General features: G+C 56.6%; 28 protein-coding genes and 4 pseudogenes. 12 read left to right on the top strand and 20 right to left on the bottom strand.

The genetic code is table 11. From position 1 onward, the window contains the following. The first annotated feature begins 44 nt into the window (after window positions 1-44). The gene (locus tag ACK1VC_RS25345) at window positions 45-1832 is read left to right on the top strand and encodes a thiamine pyrophosphate-requiring protein (RefSeq protein ID WP_449118078.1); all 1788 of its coding nucleotides are present in this window, start codon (window positions 45-47) and stop codon (window positions 1830-1832) included. A gap of 121 nt (window positions 1833-1953) precedes the next feature. On the opposite strand, the gene ACK1VC_RS25350 is transcribed toward ACK1VC_RS25345, so the two are convergent. Further along, window positions 1954-2679, bottom strand: a complete 726-nt coding sequence (locus ACK1VC_RS25350) for a DUF72 domain-containing protein (protein ID WP_449118079.1) — start codon at window positions 2677-2679, stop codon at window positions 1954-1956. Window positions 2680-2758: 79 nt separating this feature from the next. Between ACK1VC_RS25350 and ACK1VC_RS25355 the strand changes: the two are divergent. Then, a pseudogene (locus ACK1VC_RS25355) lies at window positions 2759-3241 on the top strand (DUF1264 domain-containing protein); the annotation flags it as partial. Between the two features lie 179 nt (window positions 3242-3420). On the opposite strand, the gene ACK1VC_RS25360 reads toward ACK1VC_RS25355, so the two are convergent. Then, entirely contained in the window at window positions 3421-3612 is a 192-nt protein-coding gene (locus ACK1VC_RS25360; protein WP_449118080.1) for a hypothetical protein, read from the bottom strand. Window positions 3613-4283: 671 nt separating this feature from the next. Here ACK1VC_RS25360 and ACK1VC_RS25365 point away from each other — a divergent pair. Then, window positions 4284-4622 (top strand): stress-induced protein, encoded by a 339-nt coding sequence (locus ACK1VC_RS25365; RefSeq protein WP_449118081.1) that lies wholly within the window; start codon window positions 4284-4286, stop codon window positions 4620-4622. Window positions 4623-4843: 221 nt separating this feature from the next. Here ACK1VC_RS25365 and ACK1VC_RS25370 read toward each other — a convergent pair whose 3' ends face one another. Further along, complete coding sequence (locus ACK1VC_RS25370; RefSeq protein ID WP_449118082.1) at window positions 4844-5344, bottom strand: SRPBCC domain-containing protein; 501 nt, start codon at window positions 5342-5344, stop codon at window positions 4844-4846. Window positions 5345-5431: 87 nt separating this feature from the next. Here ACK1VC_RS25370 and ACK1VC_RS25375 point away from each other — a divergent pair, with 87 nt between their 5' ends. Continuing rightward, window positions 5432-6334, top strand: coding sequence for a LysR family transcriptional regulator (locus ACK1VC_RS25375; RefSeq protein ID WP_449118083.1), 903 nt, complete (start codon window positions 5432-5434; stop codon window positions 6332-6334). 59 nt (window positions 6335-6393) lie between these two features. On the opposite strand, the gene ACK1VC_RS25380 is transcribed toward ACK1VC_RS25375, so the two are convergent. Beyond that, window positions 6394-6819, bottom strand: coding sequence for a hypothetical protein (locus ACK1VC_RS25380; protein WP_449118084.1), 426 nt, complete (start codon window positions 6817-6819; stop codon window positions 6394-6396). A gap of 78 nt (window positions 6820-6897) precedes the next feature. Further along, window positions 6898-7485, bottom strand: a complete 588-nt coding sequence (locus ACK1VC_RS25385; protein ID WP_449118085.1) for a hypothetical protein — start codon at window positions 7483-7485, stop codon at window positions 6898-6900. 314 nt (window positions 7486-7799) lie between these two features. On the opposite strand from ACK1VC_RS25385, the gene ACK1VC_RS25390 reads away from it, so the two are divergent. Then, complete coding sequence (locus ACK1VC_RS25390; protein ID WP_449118086.1) at window positions 7800-8252, top strand: four-helix bundle copper-binding protein; 453 nt, start codon at window positions 7800-7802, stop codon at window positions 8250-8252. A 62-nt stretch (window positions 8253-8314) separates the two neighbouring features. Here the strand turns inward: ACK1VC_RS25390 and ACK1VC_RS25395 are convergent, their stop codons facing one another. From ACK1VC_RS25395 to ligD, 4 genes and pseudogenes are all read right to left on the bottom strand, one after another. After that, the gene (locus ACK1VC_RS25395) at window positions 8315-8587 is read right to left on the bottom strand and encodes a PepSY domain-containing protein (protein WP_449118099.1); all 273 of its coding nucleotides are present in this window, start codon (window positions 8585-8587) and stop codon (window positions 8315-8317) included. 425 nt (window positions 8588-9012) lie between these two features. Continuing rightward, window positions 9013-9246: a hypothetical protein gene (locus tag ACK1VC_RS25400; RefSeq protein ID WP_080983681.1), complete on the bottom strand. Its 234-nt coding sequence runs from the start codon at window positions 9244-9246 to the stop codon at window positions 9013-9015. Between the two features lie 234 nt (window positions 9247-9480). Further along, window positions 9481-9873, bottom strand: a complete 393-nt coding sequence (locus ACK1VC_RS25405; protein ID WP_114942198.1) for an NUDIX domain-containing protein — start codon at window positions 9871-9873, stop codon at window positions 9481-9483. A gap of 438 nt (window positions 9874-10311) precedes the next feature. Next, window positions 10312-12483 (bottom strand): annotated as a pseudogene (ligD, locus tag ACK1VC_RS25410) (DNA ligase D); the annotation flags it as partial. Window positions 12484-12688: 205 nt separating this feature from the next. On the opposite strand from ligD, the gene ACK1VC_RS25415 reads away from it, so the two are divergent. Beyond that, window positions 12689-13891, top strand: coding sequence for a zinc-dependent alcohol dehydrogenase (locus ACK1VC_RS25415; protein ID WP_449118100.1), 1203 nt, complete (start codon window positions 12689-12691; stop codon window positions 13889-13891). 13 nt (window positions 13892-13904) lie between these two features. After that, the gene (locus ACK1VC_RS25420) at window positions 13905-14138 is read left to right on the top strand and encodes a PLDc N-terminal domain-containing protein (RefSeq protein WP_114942200.1); all 234 of its coding nucleotides are present in this window, start codon (window positions 13905-13907) and stop codon (window positions 14136-14138) included. A 188-nt stretch (window positions 14139-14326) separates the two neighbouring features. Here the strand turns inward: ACK1VC_RS25420 and ACK1VC_RS25425 are convergent, their stop codons facing one another. Next, window positions 14327-15448, bottom strand: a complete 1122-nt coding sequence (locus ACK1VC_RS25425) for a sensor histidine kinase (protein ID WP_449118087.1) — start codon at window positions 15446-15448, stop codon at window positions 14327-14329. Window positions 15449-15616: 168 nt separating this feature from the next. Between ACK1VC_RS25425 and ACK1VC_RS25430 the strand changes: the two genes are divergently transcribed. Beyond that, complete coding sequence (locus ACK1VC_RS25430; protein ID WP_232896649.1) at window positions 15617-15982, top strand: response regulator; 366 nt, start codon at window positions 15617-15619, stop codon at window positions 15980-15982. A gap of 124 nt (window positions 15983-16106) precedes the next feature. On the opposite strand, the gene ACK1VC_RS25435 is transcribed toward ACK1VC_RS25430, so the two are convergent. Further along, window positions 16107-16412 (bottom strand): hypothetical protein, encoded by a 306-nt coding sequence (locus ACK1VC_RS25435; protein WP_152906045.1) that lies wholly within the window; start codon window positions 16410-16412, stop codon window positions 16107-16109. A gap of 53 nt (window positions 16413-16465) precedes the next feature. Continuing rightward, window positions 16466-16714 (bottom strand): hypothetical protein, encoded by a 249-nt coding sequence (locus ACK1VC_RS25440; RefSeq protein ID WP_049275154.1) that lies wholly within the window; start codon window positions 16712-16714, stop codon window positions 16466-16468. Window positions 16715-17048: 334 nt separating this feature from the next. On the opposite strand from ACK1VC_RS25440, the gene ACK1VC_RS25445 reads away from it, so the two are divergent. Together ACK1VC_RS25445 and ACK1VC_RS25450 are read left to right on the top strand one after the other, a co-directional pair. After that, window positions 17049-17240, top strand: coding sequence for a hypothetical protein (locus tag ACK1VC_RS25445; protein WP_232858924.1), 192 nt, complete (start codon window positions 17049-17051; stop codon window positions 17238-17240). Between the two features lie 261 nt (window positions 17241-17501). Next, the gene (locus ACK1VC_RS25450) at window positions 17502-17720 is read left to right on the top strand and encodes a con-10 family general stress protein (RefSeq protein ID WP_004573951.1); all 219 of its coding nucleotides are present in this window, start codon (window positions 17502-17504) and stop codon (window positions 17718-17720) included. Window positions 17721-17779: 59 nt separating this feature from the next. Here the strand turns inward: ACK1VC_RS25450 and ACK1VC_RS25455 are convergent, their stop codons facing one another. Then, window positions 17780-19123, bottom strand: coding sequence for a cation:proton antiporter (locus ACK1VC_RS25455; protein WP_449118088.1), 1344 nt, complete (start codon window positions 19121-19123; stop codon window positions 17780-17782). 165 nt (window positions 19124-19288) lie between these two features. On the opposite strand from ACK1VC_RS25455, the gene ACK1VC_RS25460 reads away from it, so the two are divergent. Beyond that, window positions 19289-19705, top strand: coding sequence for a low affinity iron permease family protein (locus tag ACK1VC_RS25460; protein ID WP_449118089.1), 417 nt, complete (start codon window positions 19289-19291; stop codon window positions 19703-19705). Here the strand turns inward: ACK1VC_RS25460 and ACK1VC_RS25465 are convergent. The 6 genes and pseudogenes from ACK1VC_RS25465 to ACK1VC_RS25490 all read right to left on the bottom strand — a co-directional run. After that, a complete protein-coding gene (locus tag ACK1VC_RS25465) occupies window positions 19702-20136 on the bottom strand; it encodes a response regulator (protein ID WP_232858876.1) in 435 nt (144 codons plus the stop codon). The genes ACK1VC_RS25460 and ACK1VC_RS25465 overlap by 4 nt on opposite strands. An 82-nt stretch (window positions 20137-20218) precedes the next feature. Then, entirely contained in the window at window positions 20219-20653 is a 435-nt protein-coding gene (locus ACK1VC_RS25470; RefSeq protein ID WP_449118090.1) for a DNA methylase, read from the bottom strand. Continuing rightward, a complete protein-coding gene (locus ACK1VC_RS25475) occupies window positions 20650-20874 on the bottom strand; it encodes a DUF2188 domain-containing protein (RefSeq protein WP_154211841.1) in 225 nt (74 codons plus the stop codon). The genes ACK1VC_RS25470 and ACK1VC_RS25475 overlap by 4 nt, the downstream gene beginning before the upstream one ends. 16 nt (window positions 20875-20890) lie before the next feature. Further along, on the bottom strand, window positions 20891-21049 hold the full coding sequence (locus ACK1VC_RS25480) for a hypothetical protein (RefSeq protein WP_232858873.1): 159 nt from the start codon (window positions 21047-21049) through the stop codon (window positions 20891-20893). A 38-nt stretch (window positions 21050-21087) separates the two neighbouring features. Then, on the bottom strand, window positions 21088-21381 hold the full coding sequence (locus ACK1VC_RS25485) for a DUF6555 family protein (RefSeq protein ID WP_232858872.1): 294 nt from the start codon (window positions 21379-21381) through the stop codon (window positions 21088-21090). Between the two features lie 116 nt (window positions 21382-21497). Then, window positions 21498-21743 (bottom strand): annotated as a pseudogene (locus ACK1VC_RS25490) (catalase); the annotation flags it as partial. Between the two features lie 4 nt (window positions 21744-21747). Here ACK1VC_RS25490 and ACK1VC_RS25495 point away from each other — a divergent pair. Next, window positions 21748-22626, top strand: a pseudogene (locus ACK1VC_RS25495) (hypothetical protein); the annotation flags it as partial. A 24-nt stretch (window positions 22627-22650) separates the two neighbouring features. On the opposite strand, the gene ACK1VC_RS25500 reads toward ACK1VC_RS25495, so the two are convergent. Next, complete coding sequence (locus ACK1VC_RS25500; protein WP_449118091.1) at window positions 22651-23598, bottom strand: alpha/beta hydrolase; 948 nt, start codon at window positions 23596-23598, stop codon at window positions 22651-22653. Window positions 23599-23767: the final 169 nt, after the last annotated feature.

Here is a 23767-nt window from a genome sequence, read left to right on the forward strand (position 1 = left end):
GTGCCAAGTCCAGACACCTATCGATAACAGAACGGGAGCAGGCAATGACCGGCACGGTAGGCGACTTTCTGGTGGAACGGTTGTATCAATGGGGCGTACGGCGCATCTTCGGTTACCCCGGCGACGGCATCAATGGCGTGTTCGGCGCGCTGAGCCGGGCCAACGGCAAGATTGAATTCATCCAGGCCCGCCATGAGGAAATGGCCGCCTTCATGGCCAGCGCCCATGCCAAGTTCACCGGCGAGCTCGGTGTTTGCATGGCCACCTCCGGCCCAGGCGCCTCCCACCTGCTCACCGGCCTGTACGATGCACGCATGGACCACCAGCCGGTGCTGGCCATTGTTGGTCAACAAGCCCGTGCGGCACTGGGCGGGCACTACCAGCAGGAGCTGGATCTGCTGTCGATGTTCAAGGACGTCGCCGGTGCGTTCGTCCAGCAGGCATCGACACCGGAGCAGGTGCGCCACCTGCTCGACCGTGCGGTGCGCACGGCCGTCGGCGAACGCCGCGTCACCGCCATCATCCTCCCCAACGACCTGCAGGACCTGCCCTACAACGAACCGCCGAGGGCTCACGGTACGGTGCATTCCGGCATCGGCTACAGCAAGCCCAGGGTGTTGCCGTTCGAGGAAGACCTGCAGCGCGCCGCCGATGTACTCAATGCTGGGCACAAGGTGGCGATACTGGTGGGTGCGGGCGCACTGCAGGCGACAGAGCAGGTCATTGCAATTGCCGAAAAACTCGGCGCCGGGGTGGCCAAAGCGCTGCTGGGCAAGGCTGTGCTGCCGGACGACCTCCCATGGGTCACCGGGTCGATCGGCCTGCTCGGCACCGAACCCAGTTATCAGCTGATGACCGAATGCGACACCTTGCTGATGATCGGCTCCGGCTTTCCCTATTCCGAGTTTTTGCCCAAGGAAGGCCAGGCGCGTGGCGTGCAGATCGACCTGCAACCCGACATGCTCAGCCTGCGCTACCCGATGGAGGTCAACCTGGTCGGCGACGCCAGCGAAACACTGCGCGCACTGTTGCCGTTGCTTGAGCACAAGACCGACCGGCGGTGGCGCGACAAGGTAGAGACTTGGCGTGCGCAGTGGGACAAGACGGTGGCCAAGCGCGCGCTGGTCGAAGCCGACCCGATCAACCCGCAACGCGTGGTCCATGAGCTGTCCCCTCGCCTGCCCGACCACGCCATCATCACCAGCGACTCTGGCTCCTGTGCCAACTGGTTTGCCCGTGACCTGCAGATTCGCCAGGGGATGCAGTGTTCGCTGTCCGGCGGCCTGGCTTGCATGGGCGCCGCCGTGCCCTATGCCATTGCAGCCAAGTTCGCCCACCCGCAACGGGCTGTGGTTGCCTTGGTGGGCGATGGGGCGATGCAGATGAACAACCTCGCCGAACTAATCACCGTGGCCAAATACTGGCAGCAGTGGGACAACCCACAATGGATCTGTGCCGTGTTCAACAATGAGGACCTAAATCAGGTAACTTGGGAGCAACGGGTGATGGAGGGCGACCCCAAGTTCGAAGCTTCGCAGTCGATCCCTGACGTGCCCTACCATTTGTTCGCCATTTCCATTGGCCTGCAAGGTATCTACGTAGATCGCGAAGAGGACGTCGCCGCTGCATGGGAGCGCGCGCTGGCTGCTGATCGGCCAGTACTGATCGAGTTCAAGACCGACCCGAACGTGCCGCCCCTGCCACCCCACATCAAGCTGGAGCAGGCGAAGAAGTTTGCCACTACCTTGTTCAAGGGCGACCCCGACCAGGCGGGCATCATCGTGCAGACAGCCAAGCAGGTGCTCAGCTCGGTGCTGCCTGGCAAGAAGTGATCGGCACCTCGGCGAGCCGGCTGAACGTTTGAACAGCCGGCCCGGTCGCACAACAGAGACGCAGCGGACGACGCGAACCCTGAACCTGAGGACCACCATGAGCGCGATGATCCATGACCTCTCAGGCCTGGCCAGGGTTGAGGAATGCCTGCATCAAAAGCGCGTTGCATAACGCAGCTCCGGACGTTGTGTTGTCGAAGATGCACCAGGTGGGCACATTCTTGGCACCACTGACTTCGAGCCGTTCCAACAAGCGCTGCAGATACTCTTGCGGGTATGAACTGTGGTAAATCCGGGGGACTCCATGCAGTCTCCAATACACCATGCCTGGCCAACCACTGGGCTGCTCATCATCACCGAAACGGGGTGGATTCGCGCCTACCTGGGCGATTTGAAATGCCGACAATGTAGTGTCTGCATCCCGCCAGGATGAATGCCGAGGTTCTAGCGCCAGTGGCCCCGAGTAGTGCTTGCGCATTAGCTCAAAAAAGTTCTGAGCAATTTTTGCTCCATACTCCAGTGACGGTGGTAACTGCAGCAGAATGCAACCCAGCCGGCCTTCGAGCTGGCTGCACTGCTCTAGAAATGCCTTCAGCGGTGTCTCACAATTCATCAACCGACATTCGTGCGTGATGCTCTGCGGCGCCTTGACCGAGAATCTGAAACCTTCTGGCACCGACGCGGCCCACCGAGCATAAGTCTCGGGCCGATGCGGTCGATAGAAAGAACTATTGATCTCTACTGCGTAGAGGCGAGTCGCGTAACGCTGCAAGTGACTACCCGAAAGGGGAAACTCATCCAGGGAGGGCCGTGACAGGCACCAGCCGGCGCATCCAATGTAAATCATTACGATGCTCCTTGGTATCCGGCTTTTGTAAGGGTGCTTGCCAGGTGCACTCACGATGTCCTATCACCCCTAACGTTTCGAGATCATGGGCGTCGAGTACATAATCGACGAGAAGCTTTTTGCTTCGTTGCCGGCTAAGGAGAAAGCGATGTGGCACAGCCATGGCTATGAGGTCTCTTCTGGGCAGTTGATCGCCCCAGGCATTCCTGCACATGTTGAGCATGCCCTGATGGAGCGCCTGGCGCATACCTATGGGAAGACATGGCACACCTGGCACACCGATCAGGACAAGGCGCTACCTATGGGTATGCCGCAGTTGATGATGGGCTTTACCGCAGATGGGCAGGCTGACCCGGCGATGGTCGAACACCGCAATCAGCGCCTGGGTGTGGATGCTGCGAAAACCAAAGCTGAGCGGGTTGACATTCGGATTCCTGATGCTGATCCCAAGGCGGATGGCTGGCAGCACGGTAACGTCATTCAAATCACCGATCCAACCGGTGCCCATGTACATCGCCCTTCAACAGCTACACCATCCACTACAAATAGCCGATCCAGCCAACAGCCCTGCATCAGCTTTGAGTGGATGGGGCCTTGGGCGGGTCCCCCTTCGGAAGAGCGGCTGTCGTGTACCGCACCCTGGCGATGCCAGGGTCACGGCCCTACTCGGGCTTCCATCCTCACGCCTCCGCCCCTCCATGGGCTACGCGCTCCGCTTGCGGGGTCAAGTCGGAACGGTCTTCATCGCGCGACATCCGGCTTGTAGCGTTCCGCGTATACCTGCATGACCATGAAAACGACGTTTGGGATCATCATGATGGTGATCATCCCCCAAAATCCGACTATCCCCCAGCCATGTAAGGCAGCGCCCAAAGCGATACCCAGCATTGAGAGCAGTACCTGCGACCACACAACCTTTCCTTGTCCCTTCATTCGATCTCCTTGAATAGTCTCGCGCATCTTTTTTCAGCCTACAGACTACAGCCTATTAACGCAGGTGTGGGGAACTGTTGTGGCAGTAAGCGGCGCCAAACCTCTCAGGGAACGCGTTTACTGGTCTGGTGGTGCCGACGACTATCAGTGATCGATCACAAAGCGCACCGACATCAAAGGCAATCTTCGCCCACTCTCGAATGAACGTTTTGGCCATCGAACCACTCCATGTTTCGCACCCTGGTTCGCAAGCGCCAGGGCGCTGAAAGGAATCTGAACACCATCCACGGAGTGGAATGTCATGAGCGTCACCTTGAAATGCCTAGAGTGCAGTGCGGATGAGCTGGTCATATCTGTGAGGCTGAACAGGAAGGCCATTCTTACATGCAAGGTCTGTAAAGCTGCTGGTCTTTATGGGGATTTGGTTGAAGCTGCTGGCCAGCGTGTTATGGCCGACCTCCGGCAGCAACTCGACCGTCAGCAAGCCAGATAGCGCTATTCAGCAGACAGTGCACTTCTGCGGCAGTAGAGGTCTTTATCGCGCAACAGATTGCTCTATTGGATCATTCGCGCATCTTGTCAGCTAATACAAAAGTAATGGGAGCGGCCCCCTCTGGCCGGCATCCGAAGTAAACACAGGTTCGCTGTGTGACTCCACGAGGTGCAAGATCATGGCAGACGATCAAGACAAGACCGGCCAGCAAGGCGGCACCACTCAAAACAATCCTGATGGCTTCGAGAACGATCCACACCGACCATTTGAGCCTGGTCAACGAGGTGGACAGATGTCGGAGAGCGAATCCGACCTTCATCGAGATTTCCATAGAGGTGGTCAGGATTTAGGCGGTGGACACCAAAGCGACCACCAGGGAGCAGTTGGTGCCGCTCATCGAGGCGGCATGGGAGGTCATACCACGGGGCCCAAATCGGACAATGGCCAAAGCGAAATTGACGAAGCTTCGCAAGCGGTGCAAGACGAAGACAGCGGCATGACTGAAGACAACCGGTAAGGTTGTTTAGGGCCAGGGGAGCTCGAAGCCCTGGCCTTGCTCATGGCCCCCGCTCGCTTTGCAGGTAGTGGAGTGTGGAACCCTGTGGTGGACACGCTCTGGCTCATCTACAGATCGAAGTGGCCTCTGTCGTGCCGAGCCAAGCGAGTCATTGACGAGTTGCGGCACCACTTGGGTGTAACTACTCGCCACATGTGACTTTTAAAGGGGAGATTAGAACCTCACGCCCTTGCAGCATCGACCAGACATTCCAACCAGTCCTGGTGACCATTGATCATCGGGTTCGGTTTGACCTTCGCAAGCTCCTGTGCAGGTTTTCCAATCTGCGTCTCCTGCGTGAGGATCCGGACGCGACCACCTTCCAAGTCTTCTATCAGCCATGCATGGTGAACGTCCAATCTGGTATCACCCTCCCCGGCCCAGCCATGCCAGGCGACTCGACCGGGACGGCCTGCCGATGGGGGCTCAAATTCATTGCACTGCGCCTCAACAGGAAAACCAAACGTCTCAAAGTAGAAGCGGACGCCGTTCGCGAGCTCCGGGCCAGCGTCGTCGTAAAGCCGGATGTTGGCAGAATTGGAGTAATAGGTCGGCCAGCAGGACGGGGAAGCTAGAAGCGGCCATATGTCCTCCGCTTTCAAGCCTGCAACGATGACTTCGTTCGAAGCAAAGTTGTCGGTAAAACCTGGTAGGTAGCCTTCAGGCCAGATGATCTCATTCATAGTCGGACGCCCTCTTGAATTTGGGATAGAGGGATAATCAATGGTAAGGTCAAATAACGCCAATCGTCACTAGTTATCCAGGGCATCATGAAATCTGATATCAGGAATTTCGACCTCAATTTGCTGAAGGCTCTGGACGCGCTCCTGGACGAACGCAGTGTCACCAAAGCTGCCCAGCGCTTGTCACTGACCCAACCCGCCGTAAGCGGCATGCTTACCCGTCTCAGGGATAGCTTCGATGACCCTCTTTTCGTCAGAGCACAGCGCGGTATCGTGCCAACGCTGCGAGCACAACAGCTTGCAGCTCCGGTCAAGCAACTCATCAGCGACCTGGAGGCCTTGCTGCAGCCTGAGGCCTTCGATCCGGCGACAAGTACCATCCTCGTTACGGTGGCCGCGACTGACTACGCTCTTCGAGCGGTCGTTGTGCCCTTTCTAAGCGCCCTTCGCAAACAGGCTCCCAACATCCGCGTAGCCGTACAAGCGGTAGACATGTCCAATCTGCCAATTCAACTGGAGCAGGGCGAGGTCGACATCGCCTTGGTCACGCCAGAGATGACCCCGCTAGGCGTTTCTTCTCAGAACCTATTCGATGAGCGCTATGTGTGTGTGATGAGGGCAGAGCATCCTGATGCACGATCCCCCACATTGTCGCTTGATCGCTTCTGTGAGCTCGACCATGTGCTCGTTTCGCCAACAGGCGGTTCCTTCAGCGGAGTGACTGACGAAGCGTTGTCGGAGATTCATCGGCACCGAAGAGTCAGCGTCTCTGTCTCCAGCTTCCTCATTCTCCCCGAACTTCTCAGCACCAGTGACCTGATCGCAGTAGTGCCAGAACGTCTAACGTCAGCGAATGACGCCCTTGTCGTGAGACAGCCACCAGTCGATATTCCCGGATTTACCAAAGCGATGATTTGGCATGGGAGAACGGAGCGAGATGATGGACAAAAATGGGTGCGATCAGTCCTGTTTGAAACCTGCGGGAATTGAAATCTAGAAGCTCCCATGCCCCCCAGCGGGCTTTCTTTTGCCTGTGCATCCCAAAACGATTACCTGCGCAATCGATCCCACTGCTGCAGTACAAACATACCCGCACTTGCAAGCCAGGCCAGCCAAGCGGACGCAACCTGCCAATGGCTGAACACCGCTTCCGCTTGCCCCATGAAGAATATGGTCGCAGTCAGCCAAAGCAGCAGTGCAAAGCCTGCAAGCGGTACCCGCACAAAGGCGGTCAGCCAGCGTGGTGAGCCCCACTTGTTTAGCCAAGTTAGGCTGCCCAGCAGTAATGAGCCTACGAGCAGCAGGAGAGGAACACCGATGAGGGCCATTGCTGGTTCTGCCTCCCCGCCGTCCTCACCAGGCACGTAGTAGCTCTCCATCCAGATCTCTCGACACAGCATGTGGGTCAGAAAAATCACTGCAATAGGTGCGAGCGGAAAGATCAACGCGCTGATGACTGGGTTGCGGGTGTGCAATGGGCTCATCCTTGTGCTTAACCGGCTCACTTAAGAGTGACTGCATGCAGTCTTAATGTGGCTGCACTCAGGCGTGCGTCATTTAACTGGGCAGGGGCTGACTATCTGGTCGACGTTGATGCCCACCGTGGTGGTAATCGGCCCGCTAGGCAGGTTGGTGGTTGCAACCTGATAATACTTGTCGTTCGACTTCACGATCATCGGCGCAACCTCCCGCTTCACGTAGGACTGGCCGTTGCTCAGCAACATCTTGATCGCCTTTTCCCGATACGCAGCATTGTCCACGACCGGGGAGCCTGGCTCGTCGGTCAACGGCATGACCATCACAGCCACTCGGTCAGTGAAAACGTAGAAAATCTTGCCGTCACCGTGGTGAATGCACCTCACATTCTCCGTTTTGATCATGTCCTTCTGCACGTAGGCACCACTTTCATAGTCCACTAAGAGCAAGCTATCCGGGGTGAGAACACTGATACCCGGTGTGGCACGGCAGGATGCCGGGCCTCCGATAGGCATCCAACAAAAACTGGTAACCGAGGTGTCGGTGATCGCAGACAGCTTGAGGTCTTCCTTGATGTGCTGCCTGGCCTCTGTTGATTTGTGCTCTATTGAACCGCAGCCGCTCAGGAGGGTGGCGGCCAGGGCAAGGGCGATGCGCAGATACATTGTCAGTCCTTTGATCAGGAGGTCTAAAGCTCAGAGATTTCCGAACCTCTTCGGCGCCCGCAAAGCACAGCGTCGTGCAATCCGGGAGGAAGTGGGTTCGAACACGGACGGAGCCTGGGATTTTGAGGGAAGTTTGAGACAGTCGAGGAGACCTGCCCGGCCAGGCAAGTAGGACATTGTCGATATCGTGAAGTGCCCTGACAAGCGACTGAAACTTTCGGTTTAAACGATTAGAAACTATGTTTGGATCGTTCAGGGCAGCATACGGAAGCCCCCGGCGGCACTCCTGCCAACTCTATAGAAAGGAACGAGCGATGCAACGACGTCAAATGCTGAAAGCTGTCGCGGGTACTGTTGCGGTGGCAATGACCACCTCGGTAATGGCCGCCACAGAAAACCATGAGCATCACCACGAACATGACGCTTCAGGCAGTAATCCGTTCGCGGGAGTGATCGACAGTAGCGCCGACTGCCTCAAGACCGGAGAAGCTTGCCTCGCTCACTGCGTTACCTTGCTGGGCCAAGGTGATAAGGAAATGGCGGCCTATGCTCAGTCAGTCAGCGAGCTCTTGGCGGCCTGCGATGCTTTGATGAAGCTTGCCTCGCAAAAGTCCAAGTTCACACCGGCAATGGCCAAGCTCACCGCCGATGTATGCGCCAGTTGCGAGAAGCAATGCCGGAAGTACGAGGCACAGCACGCTGAATGCAAAGCCTGTGCTGACTCATGCGCGGAATGTCTCAAATCGTGCAATACCATAGCGGCTTAACGATCACCACGTAGGTGGTTCAAGCCCACGCACAGGCGCGGGCTTGCTTAAGTCGGCAGGCATCAATTATCCAGTTCGTCCTTGATGATCTTGCCGTCGTGCGGGTCAACCTGGAATTCGTACTGCTTGCCGTCAGCCTTGATACCTTCGCCTTCCCAATGACCGTCGTCGGCTTCGATCTTGGTGATCTGGGTGTAGCCTGCCCCTTTCAGTGCTGCCTCGGCCTGATCCTTGTTTACTTTCCAGTCAGCACCGGGCGTATCAGCCCAAGCGGAAGAAGCCCCCGTAGCACCAACCAATGCCAGGCCCATGAACAGTCGAGTCATCGCTTTCATCGCTAACAACCTTTTCGCTGTGAATGTGAGCATGCGACCGAGCCTTCTTCGTCAGGGTTCAGTCGGAGATGAAGCCCGTCAGAGTCACGAAAGATTACCAAGCCCTCTCCTTCCTATTCCACGTAACCACCAGATGATCACGCCCGAGCAATTAACCTTCACTCACCTGCCTCACTGAGCGTTGACGCTTAATGAACCTTTGGCCCAAAGAAAGGATACCGGGCACCATCATGATGGACAGGATCGCCCACAGGGCCGCACTGTCGGAGCCTTCGAGGGCAGCCAGTAACGGAATAACGATCAAAAACGTCAACAGGATCTGAAGGATCACCGAACTACCTTTCATAGGGCACCCCAGGTTGGCTTAGCATTCGCAGCCAGGGTAACGACGCTCATCGGCGGCTTGCGAGAAAATCAGACTGGACCTACCCCATTCCCATGCAAGTTGAACCACTAGCACTCTCCTCACCGTTGCGAGAGGCGCACTCGTAATCCGCCTCAGCTCGCGTTGATAAGCCGAGGCAAAGCCGAACTTTGTTAAGAGTGTCGTAGAGGTCATAGCCCTCTCCTAGCGCGCTGGGAAAACCCACGGCTCGAGGAAAGGTTTCTTTGACGGTCGGTACAGCGGGAACCACGACGTAGCGCTTCTGCATGACCATCCCTCATCCGGCGTGACCTAAGTATTAGTTCCATTATGCAGAAACCTCAAGGCTACTCATGCTGCGTGTCTGAGGTTACCGGCAAATGTCCGCTGGAGGCGTCGAGGTTGAGTAATTAGGACAGGCACGGCTCGTGCGAGTGACCATGCGCAAGAGCTATTGGCATAGTTCCAGGCTGGATAGCCCCTCAAAACCACGCCGCGCTATGAGCGAGCGCCGAGCAACATCGCACCATTAAACGATCAGGGCCGGCAGGTGGATCGCGATAAGGCCCGCAGCCGTGGCTTTGAGAAAGGAAGGTTTGAGCTTGGCGCGCGGCACCCATTTGCACGCCGCAATCTCATTGCAAGCTACGGCTTTATCTCCGGCTTGAAAGTGGGTGGTGTAAATGTGGTGAATGGTCGATTCCACGGTGATGGTGCATAGGTGAAGCAAGTCATGACCGGTGATGCTCGTCTCTTCCTCAAGTTCCCGAGCAGCCGCTGCAAAAGGCGTTTCGCCTGCTTCAATCGAACCACCAGGGAAATTCCATTTGCCGCCTTTCTTGCGCACCATCAGCACCCTACCACTGCGCAGGCAGATGATTGTGGCTCTCGCTTTAAGCCTTCTATTTTTCCTGTCTGGCATCCGCAGGCTCAGCTGTTCACATCAGGGTCTAGTCCAACTCGCTGTGGCTTTGAGAAGGGATTCTCCCTTAGAGACTCCTGGATAAGACGACTTGTTCAACAGCGATATGGAAGCTGCACTGGCGAAGAAATGTAAATGCCTGGCTCGGACAATCACCTCTGTTGGATGGGCGCTGCTCTCCATTTCCACCAGGAAGAGCTAAATGACAGAGCCAAGCTCGATATTCAGGTTCAGCTCTCCCGCACTGGGGACACGCTGTTGTTCGTCGGGGTCTACGAGCGCTCGGGCTTGGCAAGGACTGAGGAAGGCTATGCAAAATGCTCCGTTGAATCGATGACTTGAGCCATGGCGTGGGGTGCTGGCTGAGGTCATGCGCTGGCTCTATCCGCCTTGGAACCAAAGCAGCACATGGAGTAGGAGGACAAGACAATGGTTGATCATCTGCACCGCGCCGACAAGCGCTTCAACTGAATTGATCACCATGCCGGCTTTACCCGCCTCAGCCTTGGGCACGGTGGTGATGTCCGGTATGGCCAACCGATCAGCGTTTTTCTGAAAGAACAGCTCACCATTGATACCTTCCGGTGATCTCACCAGCGCAATGGGTCGATCTATGAGATGGGGAAGGATCCATGGCGAGATCTGGGCGTAATACTCGGCGAGGTCTCGCTTTGTCAGACCACTGCTGGGATCAATCACACGCTCGGGATGCGTAATCCGAGCCGTCTTGGAAGGTGATGCCGATGGTTTGGATACGGATCGCTGCTTCGGCGTAGCCGGCTCCTCCTGGGTGATTTCTTCAGGCGGCTTGTCTGTTCGTATGCCCTGGAACACGGCATGCCTGACGACCCCGTCAGAGGTGATCTCAGCGAAGGAAACTTCGGCCAGTAAGCTCGGCTTCAACCAATGAATGCCTCTGCCATCAACACCTTGAGGAGGATTGGCCACAGGTGTTTTTTTCTGCTCCAGTGGCTTCAACTTCTGCAGGATGGTGGCGAGCGTTGACTCGGTAAATCCAGTGCCGACTTTACCGGCGTATCTCAGAGCTGCGTTAGCCTTATCTGTAAGGGCCAGGACGAGCGCGCCGAATCCGCTTCTTGCTCCCTTCGGATCGGTGTAGCCCACTATCACGAATTCTTGGCGATGCTTGCACTTGAGTTTGATCCAGCTATCGCTACGCCGAGAGACATAGGGGCTGCCAAGACGCTTGCCGATAAGCCCTTCCATTTTCATCTGGCAGGCGCTGTTCATCAGGGCATCGACATCCTCGGTAAAGTCTTCGGAGAACCTCAGTGTCGGGTCGATGGGATCTTCTAGCAGTTTTTTGAGCAATGCTCTGCGGCTCTCGACTGGGATGGAGCGAAGATCCGTACCGTTCAAGTACGGAAGGTCGAACAGGTAGTAAACGATGTGCTGGCTCTTACCCGCGTCAAATGCATTCTGCAACATCTGGAAATCGGGTACTCCGTCATCATCGGCAATGATGATCTCACCGTCCAGCCAGGCACTTTGCAGACCAAGCGAAGCGACCGCAGCCGCTTGCTTGGGCAATTTCGACGTCCAATCATGTCCGTTACGGGTGAAGAGCCGGACGTCCTTGCCGTCTACGCGGCAAAGCATGCGGTAACCGTCGAATTTGATCTCGTAGCGCCAGTCTTCACTTCGCGGACTTGAGTCGACAAGAGTTGCCAACTGTGGGGGGAGCTTCTCCGGCAACGGCGCTTTTACCACCCCCTCCATGGACATTGAACGTGCAGTCTGTTCAGGCTTCACCTTCGTCGTCTTGGCTCCACCACGCTTTCTGGGAATGATGGTTCGGTCGCTCAATACGCTATTGGGCAACTCGCTTACCAGGTCGTAATCAGCAAGGGGGCGAGCAGCATCGTCCTGATGTTTGATCAAGAACCACTGCTCCTGCTTCCCTTCCATGTTCGTCCGAACCAGGTTCCACAAGCCTGACAGCTTCTCACCCTGAAGCTCAAATTTCAGGCGTCCCTTCTTATACGCCTCAGCTGGATCGCCTTGAGAAATCCAAACGCCGCGATCCCAGACGATCACATCACCGGCCCCGTAATGGCCTTCGGGAATGGTGCCTTCGAACGAGGCATAGTCCAGCGGGTGATCCTCCACGTGCACCGACAGTCGCTTGACTTTGGGGTCAAGACAGGGCCCTTTGGGGATCGCCCAACTCTTCAACGTGCCATCGAGCTCCAGGCGAAAGTCGTAATGCAGCCGTGTGGCGTCATGCTTCTGGACGCAAAATTGGAGGGCGTGAACCTTCCGCTTCGACTGCTTACGATTTCCAGAGGGCTCAGGAGACGAGTCGAAATCTCGCATCCGGTTGTATTTTTCAAGGCTGGAGGCACCGGGATTGGTGGCCGTATCGGGCTCGATGACGACTTTGCCCAAAATCACCTCAACGAGCTTGGCCAGGGTTTTGCGCTGAGCCTTGGCTTCAGCACTGAGGATCTGTACGGCCATGGTTTCACGCAGATCCGGGAGTGCTTCGCCAGCCTCCAATGCCTCCGCTTCCGTAAGCGCTTGTACCTGCTCAAGCACTTCAGGTCGTGAGGCAGCGAACACCATGAATGCCAACATCGTGTCGTCCATCGCCACGCCCCTCGTTTAATCGGCCTGGCTCTTGTGGCACGGGCTCAGATCGTTCGATACCGGTGTGATCAGGAATGTTCAGCTTGAAATGGTGGCGTCGAGAATGAGTTTTAAGTACCACCGAACTTGTTGGTCTGAACTTTGCCATCTGTCCTGGCTTCCCCTGCATACCTATCACGGAAAAACGCCTGCAGGAGCTGACCTTATGCGAGCACTGACCTACCACGGAGCACACGACGTCAGGGTCGATAGCGTCCCCGATCCCATCATCGAGCAAGAAGACGACATTATCCTCAGGGTCACCGCCACGGCCATTTGCGGCTCTGACTTGCACCTCTACCGAGGCAAAATTCCAGAAACCGAAGCGGGCGATATCTTCGGCCATGAGTTCATGGGCATCGTCGAAGACACCGGCAGTGCCGTCACCAATCTGCAGATCGGTGACCGGGTCGTGATTCCCTTCGTGATCGCTTGCGGCAGCTGCTTCTTCTGCCAGCACGATCTCTTTGCTGCCTGTGAAACCACCAATACGGGTCGTGGCTCGATCATTAACAAAAAAGGCATTCCCCCGGGCGCCGCATTGTTCGGGTACAGCCATCTCTATGGCGGTATCCCCGGCGGCCAAGCGGATTACGTGAGGGTACCCAAGGGCAACGTCGGCCCGTTCAAAGTGCCCACCGACTTGGCTGATGACAAGGTGCTGTTCCTCTCAGACATCCTGCCGACCGCGTGGCAGGCGGTCATCAATGCCGAGATTGGCCAGGGTTCATCGGTGGCGATCTACGGCGCCGGGCCAGTGGGTTTGCTAAGCGCCGCCTGTGCGCGGATGCTCGGGGCTCAGACCATCTTCATGGTCGACGACAACGATTACCGCCTGGCATATGCCCGGGACGCTTACGGTGTGGTACCCATCAACTTCGAACAGGACGACGACCCCGCAGATAGCATCATCCGTCAGACGCCAGGCATGCGCGGCGTCGATGCGGTGATCGATGCGGTCGGCTTCGAGGCTAAGGGCAGCACTGCCGAAACGGTAATGACGGCGCTGAAGATCGAAGGCAGCAGCGGCAAGGCGCTGCGCCAGAGCATTGCTGCCGTGCGTCGTGGTGGCGTTGTCAGCGTCCCCGGTGTGTACGCCGGCTTCATCCACGCCTTCATGTTCGGCGATGCCTTCGACAAGGGTCTTACCTTCAAGATGGGCCAGACCCATGTCCAGAAATACCTACCCGAACTGCTAGAGCACATCGAAGAAGGACGCCTGCAACCGGAACTGATCGTCACCCACCGCCTGGCCCTCGAAGAAGCGGCCATGGGCTACAAGATGTTCGACCAGAAGCAGGACAACTGTCGCAAAGTCATCCTGGTGCCGGGCGCTGCACCGGGCACCTTGGGCCCTGACTACGTGTAGAGGAGACAAGGTCATGAATGAAGTCGCCAGCTACTTCTGGATTGCCGTCGCGGCAATCCTTTTACTCATCGACCTGTGGGCCATCGTCAGCGTGTTCAGAAGTGACAAAAGCGATGCTGTCAAAGCTGCCTGGGCCCTGCTGATCCTAGCGCTACCGCTGGTTGGTCTGGGTATCTGGGGCGTTGCCGGCCCGCGAGGCATCAAGCGAGGCACTGGGCCCACTTCCGACGAGCACAGCAAAGGCTGACATTTCTGAACGCCATCTAAGGGGTTTGTAATGATCGTCCAACACAATGGCTAAGTAGCAAGGTCTTAGGTGGGCACATCCAGCGGCACGGGCCGAGACCCGTGCTTTTTTCTGCGAAGGTGCGCGCTTAGTGCTCGCGGCAAGTGCTGGGCAGCGTTTCACGAAACCTACCCACTGTGGTTTAAGGGCTACCGAGCAAAAATTACCTCGAATGTCGTTCCGTGCTCCACTGACGACTCGACTTCGATTTTGCCACCGTGACTCGCCACAATTTCTGCGGCGATGAACAGGCCGAGACCCAGTCCCGCTGATGAGCCGGTCTCCTGGGAGGCATAATTGGAATACCGACCTTCTGGTTTAAAGAGGTAAGGCATAGCCTCGGGTGGAATAGGTTCCCCCCAGTTCTGCACAGTGACGCGGGCAGCGTCCGCATCTTGGCCGATAGTCACCTGAATTGGCAGTGATGGATCGCCATGTCGCACAGCGTTGCTAACCAGGTTCGAGAACACCTGAGCTATGCGGGCCGGGTCATATTCACCTACGACGCTTTTTGTCTCGTGCAGAACGATCCGCGCATTAGTATGAGCGGCTCGCTGCTCTTGGACTACGTCCCGGCATATCCGATTCAACTCGGTCGGCTCTGGATGAACAGGAATTCCCGTGCTCAGATTGCAGCGCGCCAGATCCAGCAGATCATTCACCATGTCATTGCAACGCCGGGCGCTCGTGCATACCTGTGCGGCATACCCTTTGCTTTTCTCATCTAGCCCTTCTTGCCGGCGAATCAGATCGCCGGCCATCAGGACGGCACCTAATGGCGAGCGCAGATCGTGCCCCAAAACCCCTAGCACCATCTTTCTCGTTGACTCGACTGCGTCACCGTAAGCGGCTATCGATTCGACAAGCGCTTGATCTATCGCTTCGTTGAATCGAATCATGTCTTGGACGTGGGAGGACGCTTCATGGACTTCTTGTGCAAGCAATAGCGAGAGCACACTCGAGCGCAAGGCCCGGTACTCAGAAACCATTTGATCCATGGAGAAACCGGCGATCAGGCGCGTCATGGCGTGCGTCTGGGCAGCGGTTTCGCTGGATTTTTTGGGGCCTCTGCCTTGAGATTTTTCAGATTGTTGATGCGTGCTCTGCAGGGTTCGCATGTCAGCCGCGACGGTGCGCAGGATCTTTTCCGAGTGATTTCGGAGGCCAGCCGCATCTAGAGCAGGGAGCGGGGTTTCTACAGTGCGGGCAAAATTCTCCCAACCTTGAAGGATTGCCTCCATATCGGTTTCTATAAACTCATACAGTCTCATGCCGATCCCTTTCACCTAACGTGGGGCTGTGCTCATGCCATTTTTAACCAGCCTAGCCCATACCTTAGGATGGGCAAAGCAACGGAAAGTAATCCTTCCGTCTGGCGTTTGAAACGACTCGGCATAAGCTGAATCTGAGAGCTAAGCCCATAAATATGAAGATCTATGATGAGCAACGTGCTGGTGGTCGAAGACGATCCGACGCTTCGATGGCTGATGGCAGAAGCTGTTGAGCACTTGGGCTATGGAGTAACAGAGTGCGCCAGTGCCGACGAGGCTTTGGGCGTGCTGGAGCGGGCTAAGTCTTTTGCTCTCCTCATCACGGACGTCAGGATGCCGGGGAGTATCGATGGGTTAGGTCTAGCCAAAATCGTCTGGTTGACCCGCCCAGATTTACCTGTGCTCATCATCTCAGGCCACACCGAATTGCCACCTGGTTTCTTGCCAGCGAATTCAAGATTTCTCAAAAAGCCGTGTACCATTGACGGACTCAGCAGCACCATAAAAATTTTATTATCGCCAAATGAACACTAAGGATACCGTTCATCCTGTTAACTAAATTCACGGTGAATTCGGGAGGGATGCGGCCTTCATATGAAATGAAGGGTCTGTGTCTCTTCACATCAGGTTTGGCCCGCTGAAAGGCGGGCCTTTTTTGCTATCCGTTTATCCCCCTTGAACTTTCCAAGAAATAAACTTGTGAAATTACAAAGTCTGCTTCCCCGTAGCTGAGCGCTCCACATCGCTCCAACTCAAATATTTTTTTCACTACATAATCCGCCGCACCAGGTGCATTGCCGCACCAGTCCCATAGCAAACCAAGCAAGACATTACTCGTAGATCTTGTACAGACGTTACTATATCTAACCGCATCAAAGATAATAGAAGCTAAAACACCAATCTCCCGATTCCGTCGTCGCATGGCAGCTAGCGAGTCAGCAGCAGGTACATAATCGAATTTCATAATCTGTTCTCCTATCTAATCCCCCTGAGCTCGAATCCAATTAATAAAAAATTTCAATGATAGTCCTCTCCCGCCACTACCCTCAGATACGCTTCGTCGGCCTCGATACGAAGGTCACGCCACTCCTGCCAGGTAATAATCCCACGCCGATCCATCTCATCAGCCTGTCGAAGCAGTTCCTCGTGATAGTCGTCAGGCGAGTCCATGCGCAATACCTTGTCTTCAAGCACCCGATACCAAAGCGCCAAACAGTTGAGCTTAAGCAATTGGGCAGCAGACAGGTTTTTCTCGAGCGTTCGCATCTGAGTACCTCACCCTGATGGAGGGTTGAGTCGCCCTTGCTCCCAGAGGTTCAGTACAGCAGTGTCAGCGGCTCGCAACTAAATTCACATGGGCACGCTCGGCCTTCCAATTTTTTGAAGAGCCGCGATGTCAGACTGATGGCGCACTGCTACGTCTCGCTGGCGACCAGCGAGAAGACCTGGATGTCCTTTCCCTTCAGGCAGGCGAATTTTGAGTATTGTCATGTAAAAGCTGGATCACGCATCTACATCCTCTTCACCCAGTGTCCTCGTCGTTGAGGACGAACCCATGATCCGAGAGCTTTTAAGCCTGTACCTAGAAGACTAGGTGGCCATGCTGACAACTGCCGATGACGGCAATGAGGCGTTGAGGAAGCAAGATTGGACGCTGCTGCTAACGGATGTACAAACGCCTGGTTTACAAGCCAGCAAAAAACCTCCGACGCGCATCATCGTAATGAGCGGCTACTACGAATTTGCAGGACGATTGGTGCCGCCAGGTGCGGAGTTCCTGGCTAAACCGTGAACACTAACCCGGCTTCAGTAACTCCTCTGCTCTCAGCTCAACAACGCCGGCGGGGCTAACAGCTCGGCGTCTGCAGACTGGATGCAAGCTTGATCGTTACCCAAACGTTCGCGAACAAAGCTTAAGGACGCCACACACGCCTGCACCGGTTCTTTCGCGCAACCCGTCGGCCTCGGCCAAAACTCACGGAGTAAACACCCCGCGACGCGACGTCCGAGTTGAACACAGACTTTCCTGTGTGACGACATGAGGTGAAAGATCATGGCTAATAACCAAACCAATCGTGGCCATCAAGGTGGTACTGCTCAGAACAATCCTGGCAATTTTGCCAATGATCGCGAGAAGGCGTCGGAGGCAGGTCGCAAAGGCGGGCAGAGCTCAGGCGGCAATTTTGCCAACGACCGTGAGCGTGCCTCAGAGGCAGGCCGTAAAGGCGGGCAAAACAGCCACGGCGGCGGTCGCGGTAGCGAAAACCGCTAACTGGCGGTGATCCAGTGCCAGGGCATTAGCTGCTCTGGCACTTTTCTCCTGAACGGCCATCAGGAGACCCTCTCCTTCCACGCTTCGTATCTGGCAAGGAGTGGCTGGACGCTCAACCCATGCAGCAGAATGCTCAACGCCACCACGGACAGCACCAGGTTGACGCTCTGCGCGGCCAAGGGGGGAAGCAGCCCATGATTCAGGGCATAGAACAGGTAGTAGAAGCTGCCGATACCGCGGATGCCAAACCACCCTAAAAGCCCGCGCTGACGGATATCCAGCATTCCTCGAGCCGGGAACAGCAGGATGCTGATGGGGCGAATGACAAAAAACAAAGCGCCGGCAACCAGCACTGCCCGCCAGTCCCAGTGCTCAATGAGCACTACCCCGAGCATGGTCACCAGAAATACTTCCATTGCCCGCTCGATCAGGCTACCGAAAGCCAGCATGTCACCCAACATGATCCCCGCTGCTACCTGCGAGTCATCGAGCCCTTTCACGTCGCCTTTTACGGCCAGCTCCGGCGCAACGTGCTGGTGACCCACCACAGGCTGTACCAGATGTTCAGCAGCCGGCTCTTCTGGGCTATTGGCGGTCTGAACCTCCGCCTGCCGTAGACCGAGGCCCGCAGCGAACACCGCAAGGAACCCATAGGCCTGTATCGACTCGGCGCTCACGTATGCCAACGTAATGAGGGCAAGGGCCAGATAGTCATTGGGCGAGACGGTGCTGTCGTCGTTGCGCAGACGCAAGAACAGCGTGAGCTTGCCCAGGCCGCGCCCCATCCAGTAGCCAAGCAACAGGCCTGCGGTTACTGCCCACAGCATGTCCTTGAGCAACCAGTCACTGAACCAGGCCTGGCCATTGTCCTGTTGCAGGAACAGCCCGAGCATGACGAAGGGAAACGCCACGCCGTCGTTGAGCCCTGCCTCACCCGACAAGCTGAAGCGGACAATATCATCGTCCTGGGCATCAACCACCTGCACCAGGGTTGCGAGCACGGGGTCAGTGGGTGCGAGGATGGCCCCGATCAGCAGCGAGACGCCCCACCCCAGGTTCAGGCCGTAATGCAGCACCAGCGTTACCCCACCGATGCAGATCAGCATCACCGGCCCCGCTAGAAAAAAGGCGCTGCACCAACGGCGATTGTGCAAAGGCAGGCGCAATTTCAACCCACTGAAGAACAGCGAAAACAACACCGCGACCTCTGTGAGGTGCTCCATCCACCCGCTCGACTTGCTCAAGTCCAGCTGAAGAAAACCCAGCCCCGATGTACCCAGGCCGATGCCCAGGGCAAGGCACACTACAGACGAGGTCACAGGGATCCAGCGCAGGTAGGAGGATGAGAGTGCGAGCAGCAGCAAGACTGCGCCCAGCATGGCGAACCAGACGGTGAAGGTCATTTCCGCAGAAGCCCAGGGAAGGTTTCCGAGTATTTTTTGACTTTCCGGCACGCCACGTCGTTCAGCTGCGCTTAGTGGGCTCACCCAATACCAGAGGTAAATGTAAAAAAAGATTTCAGCGCTCTGCTGCGGTCAAACCCTATAGATCGCAGTGGAGATTACGTCATGAAATTCGCCCAGTTCTGCCAATGGCTCGCCAACCACGCCGGTAAGCCGAGCACCTTCTTGATCGCCGTGGTGTTGATTGCCATGTGGGCTGCATCCGGGCCCTGGTTTCATTACAACGATACCTGGCAACTTATCGTCAACACGTCGACCACCATCATCACATTCCTGATGGTTTTCCTGATCCAGAACACCCAGAACCGGGATAACGACATCATCCACGTGAAGCTCGACGAGCTCATCCGCGCTACAAAATCTGCGGAGCAGTCGGTATTGGATCTCGAAGCGCTCGATAACCGGGAAATCCATAAACTTCGCAAGGAATATCAGGCGATGGGCAGCGAATGTTATCCCCACCATCAGGCGCCTGCTGAACATCAGACGGACGATGCTGCTCGGGATAACCTGCAGCGCTAGAGACCTTGTTGGTCGGACGGCGGGAGAGTTGAAGGTACATTTGCAGAGTGTAGCGCCTGGCCAATAGCTTGAGCGAGCTCGTCTATCGACCACGGTTTGAAGAGGTAGGTAACGGGTGGTGTGACCTGAGAAGCATCAAGCTGGTAGCCCGAGGTCAGAATAGCGGGTAGTCCAGGCCACCTTTCGTGTGCCATGGAGATGAACTCCATACCTTTGATGCTTCCCGGAACACCATGGTCGACAATGACCAACGAGCAGTCGCTCTTGAGTCCCATCAAGTGAATCAAGGCATCTTCGGAGTTATCGAACGCATCGCAGGTAGCGCCCAGCTCGATCAGGATGTCCACCAGTAGGGTCTGAAGCGTTGGATCGTCTTCTACCACAATCACCGTCTTACCTGACAACGACAAACCCTCGATGTCGAGCTTCATCACCTTCTCCAGTCCATGGTTAGATTTTCGAGTGTTTCACTCATCCGGACATGCGTCGATGGGGGCTAAAGGCCACCCATGCTCAATGGCCTTCCAACTTCGTCAAATGGGCCAAGCCTTCACGTATGAAAATCTCCACGGTCTTTGGGCCTACGCCCTCGAAACTCAGTAGCCAGCGCTTAAATCCCTCAGCATTTGATTCTTCCTGCAGTGCCTCAAGTTGAGCAGCCAGTTCCACTTCTACCTTGTTGCCAAGATCATGCAGTCGTCGGGCAGTGGATTCATCGTAGCGCGCATAGCCGGCCTGGCCGAGGAGTTTGACCAGTGTGGAATGAGAAGTCTGGGCAAGCTTAATCGGCGTATCCAGGCCCTGCTGATCGACAAGCATCCGGTACGCCTGCACTGCTACGGTGGCGCGGATGCGCTTCCCCATGAGAAAACTGGCCAGCAACCATCTGAACACGCCAAGGGCATCCGTGACCTCGATGCCGAGGTCACAGGCAGTTATAGTCTTCAACCTTTACTACGGCGCGGATCAGCAGATCGTGGGTAGGTGCGTTCCTCTTCGATAGTGCCATCCGCTTTATGGATCTTCACCGACGCCGTCTTGCCATCAAAGAAGTCCGCAAGGGCGCTGACGAGCTCGTGCTTCGTCGACGCTCGTTTGGAGGCGCGTTCAGCACCGGCTTTCTTCAATTCCCATCCTTCTGATGTCGGGCTGAGGTGGTAATTGTCCATCGTGTGCTCCTCTTGGTTAAATGGATTTGCCGTCATCCTGGATGTCTTCCTCTGCCTCGGCTGCCTCCGTTGCATCAGCGTCATTGAGTGGCGGCGACGTGGGCTTTTCCGGATCGTTAATGAAGGGCACATCGCTTGGCCCTTTTTTTTCGGAGCCTTCGGTTTTCGGCTGCATGGCAATACCTCAAAGCAGATGGATCGGGGCGCCGGGCTTCAAGTACCTTCAGCAACCCCCGAGAATTTTTTGACATCGATAGGTTGCGCTACGAATTCAGGGCCATCGCCGGCGAGCCGCCACTTCACCTGAGCGATGCCATAGCGCTCGGCCATCGGTCGACTGACCAACTTGATTTTCTGCTGACTGAATCTTGGGATGATGCCAACGCCGGCATCACAACTGGCCCAGTGCCAAGCCACGGCGTTGTCCATTTTTTCCAAGCGGATGATGAACGTCCGATGGTCACCGTGCAGGTCATACTCGATTACGTACAATTGAAGTGCTGGCACAAGATCCGCTCCCTAGTTCATACGCTATTGAGCAAGCCGTAGAAGAGATAATTCCATCGGATCGCCAGGGGGCATGCACATCGCTCATGGATGGGAAATATGCCAACGGCGTAAATTCAACGCGGTTCGTGAATCGGGCACCCATTGTGCGTAGCGCGAAACTGCGCTGACATTTCGTATGAGGGCCTGCGCACCCGCATGATGCCTCCGAGGGGACGATGCACAGCCAACCCATGCCAGGGGCTGAACGCCATACCATCATCGATGGCGCGCACCTTTTCATCATCCCAGGCTGCCTGTGGTTCGACCTCTACCCTGGCGACCGTCACATACGGGCTCAACGCTTCCGACCATTTCACTGAAGGACTGCCAACGGAACTGGCACAAGGTGCCTTTGCCAAGCCCGGTACGCTACCGGCCTATCTGCGGTTTTCCACCAACCCAGGGGATGTGCTCGATGACAAGGTATCGACCCCGAGGGGCTTGGCACTCAAGATCGTGGGTGTCGAAGGCTCCCGCCTACCTGGCAGTGAGGGGCAGGTGACCCAGGACTTCGTCACCGAGAATGCCAAAGCCTTCACCGCGGCAACGCCCAAGGCGTTCCTGAAAACGCTGAAGATGCTCGCGAAGACGACGGACAAGGCACCTGGTATGAAGAAGGCACTCTCAGCTGCACTGCGGGGAGTGGAATCGCTGGTCGAATCGGTTGGCGGCGAAAGCGCTACGCTGAAGAGCCTTGGTGGCCATCCCCAGACGCATATCCTGGGCGAGACCTTCACCACCGTGGTGCCGATCCTCTACGGCCCCTATTACGCCAAGCTGGCCATTGTTCCTGTGTCGACCTCGCTGACCGCGTTGACTGATCTCAAAGTGGATCTGAAGGACGATCCGGATGGGCTTCGCCATGCCGTCGAGGCGTTTTTCAGGCAGAGCGGCGGCACCTGGGAACTGCGTGTGCAGCTGGCCACTGGCATCGAGAAGATGCCCATCGAGGACGCATCAAGGATGGTCACTTTCCCGCGCAGCAACCCGTGTCCCTTGGCATGGACACTGCGGTTGGCGTGGCCGTTGTCCTTGAACGTGGTCTCCATGATCTGCCGCAGGGTTTCAGCCAACTCCCTGCTCGTCTCGGCTTCGTCATCCGGAATTTGCTCGAAAGAGGGTTGGAAGCGCAGCGGCATAATTGCAACGGGTGTATCCGGTTGGTTATTCATCAGGATTCTCCGGCTGCCTCAAGGGCACTGATTGGCGTTAACGCATGCGTGCGCTCTATTTGGCGAGGTCAGTTTTCAGGCGCTGACCCGCATAAGCCTGGGCGTCTTCGGCCTTCTTCACTACGGCGGCAGTGCCGAAGAACTCGTGCGTCACGCCGTCATAGACTTTGCGATCTACCGCCACACCGGCTGTGCGTAGTGCCTGTTCCAACTGGGCTCCATCGTCGCGCAGCGGATCGATTTCCGCGTTGATGATGGTCACCGGGGGCAAGCCATGCAGGTCAGCCTTGACCAGGTTGATACGTGGATCCTGGACATCCGCAGGCGAGCTGGTGACCTGGCCGATGAACCACAGCATCATCGGACGATTCAGCGGCATGGCATCGGCGTACTTGAGGTAGGAAGCGGTATCGGTGCTCGACTGCGCAACCGGATACACCGACAGCACGTGTTTGGGTGCTGTCAGGCCAGCATCTCGGGCGCCCATTGCAGTAGCGACGGCGAGGTTGCCGCCTGCGCTTTCGCCGGCCAATGCCAGGCGCTCTGGATCGCCGCCAACGGAGGCGGCGTTTCTCGCCAGCCAACGGTAAGCCGCCAGGGCATCGTCATGCGCAGCGGGGAATTTGTGCTCTGGCGCCAGACGGTAATCGACCGATACCACCACGGCATCGGCTTGCTTGGCCAACCCGCGTGCGCCGCCATCGTAAACTTTCCGATTTGCTATCACCCAGCCGCCGCCGTGGAAGAACAGCACCGCTGGGTGAGGGCCATTGCCTGGCGGCGTATACACCGTGGCCGGCATGGAGCCTGACGGGCTGGGTATCGAGATTTCCCGCGTGGTGACGCCGGGCACCAATGACTCGGGGCTCGAACTGCGTTTCTGATCTTCCAGCACGCCCTTCACAGCATCGGCCATGGTCGGCTGCTGACGGGCCTCCTGTGGAGTGGTCTTCTCGATGGCCTTGGCATCGAAGCTGGCAAACTTGTTCAGCAGCTTCTGCATGTCGGAATCCGTGCGCAAAAGACTTTTGGTGCCACTCACAGCAATCTCGGAGACCGAGCGTTTTTCAGGATCGCGTGCGCACCCGGCCAGCGCTATCGAGATCCCCAAGACCGAAACCGCAGCTACCCAATGGCACTTTTGCATAGGACACTCCCAAGGCGAGGGCGAA

It is taken from the genome of Pseudomonas sp. XP2, assembly GCF_053557975.1.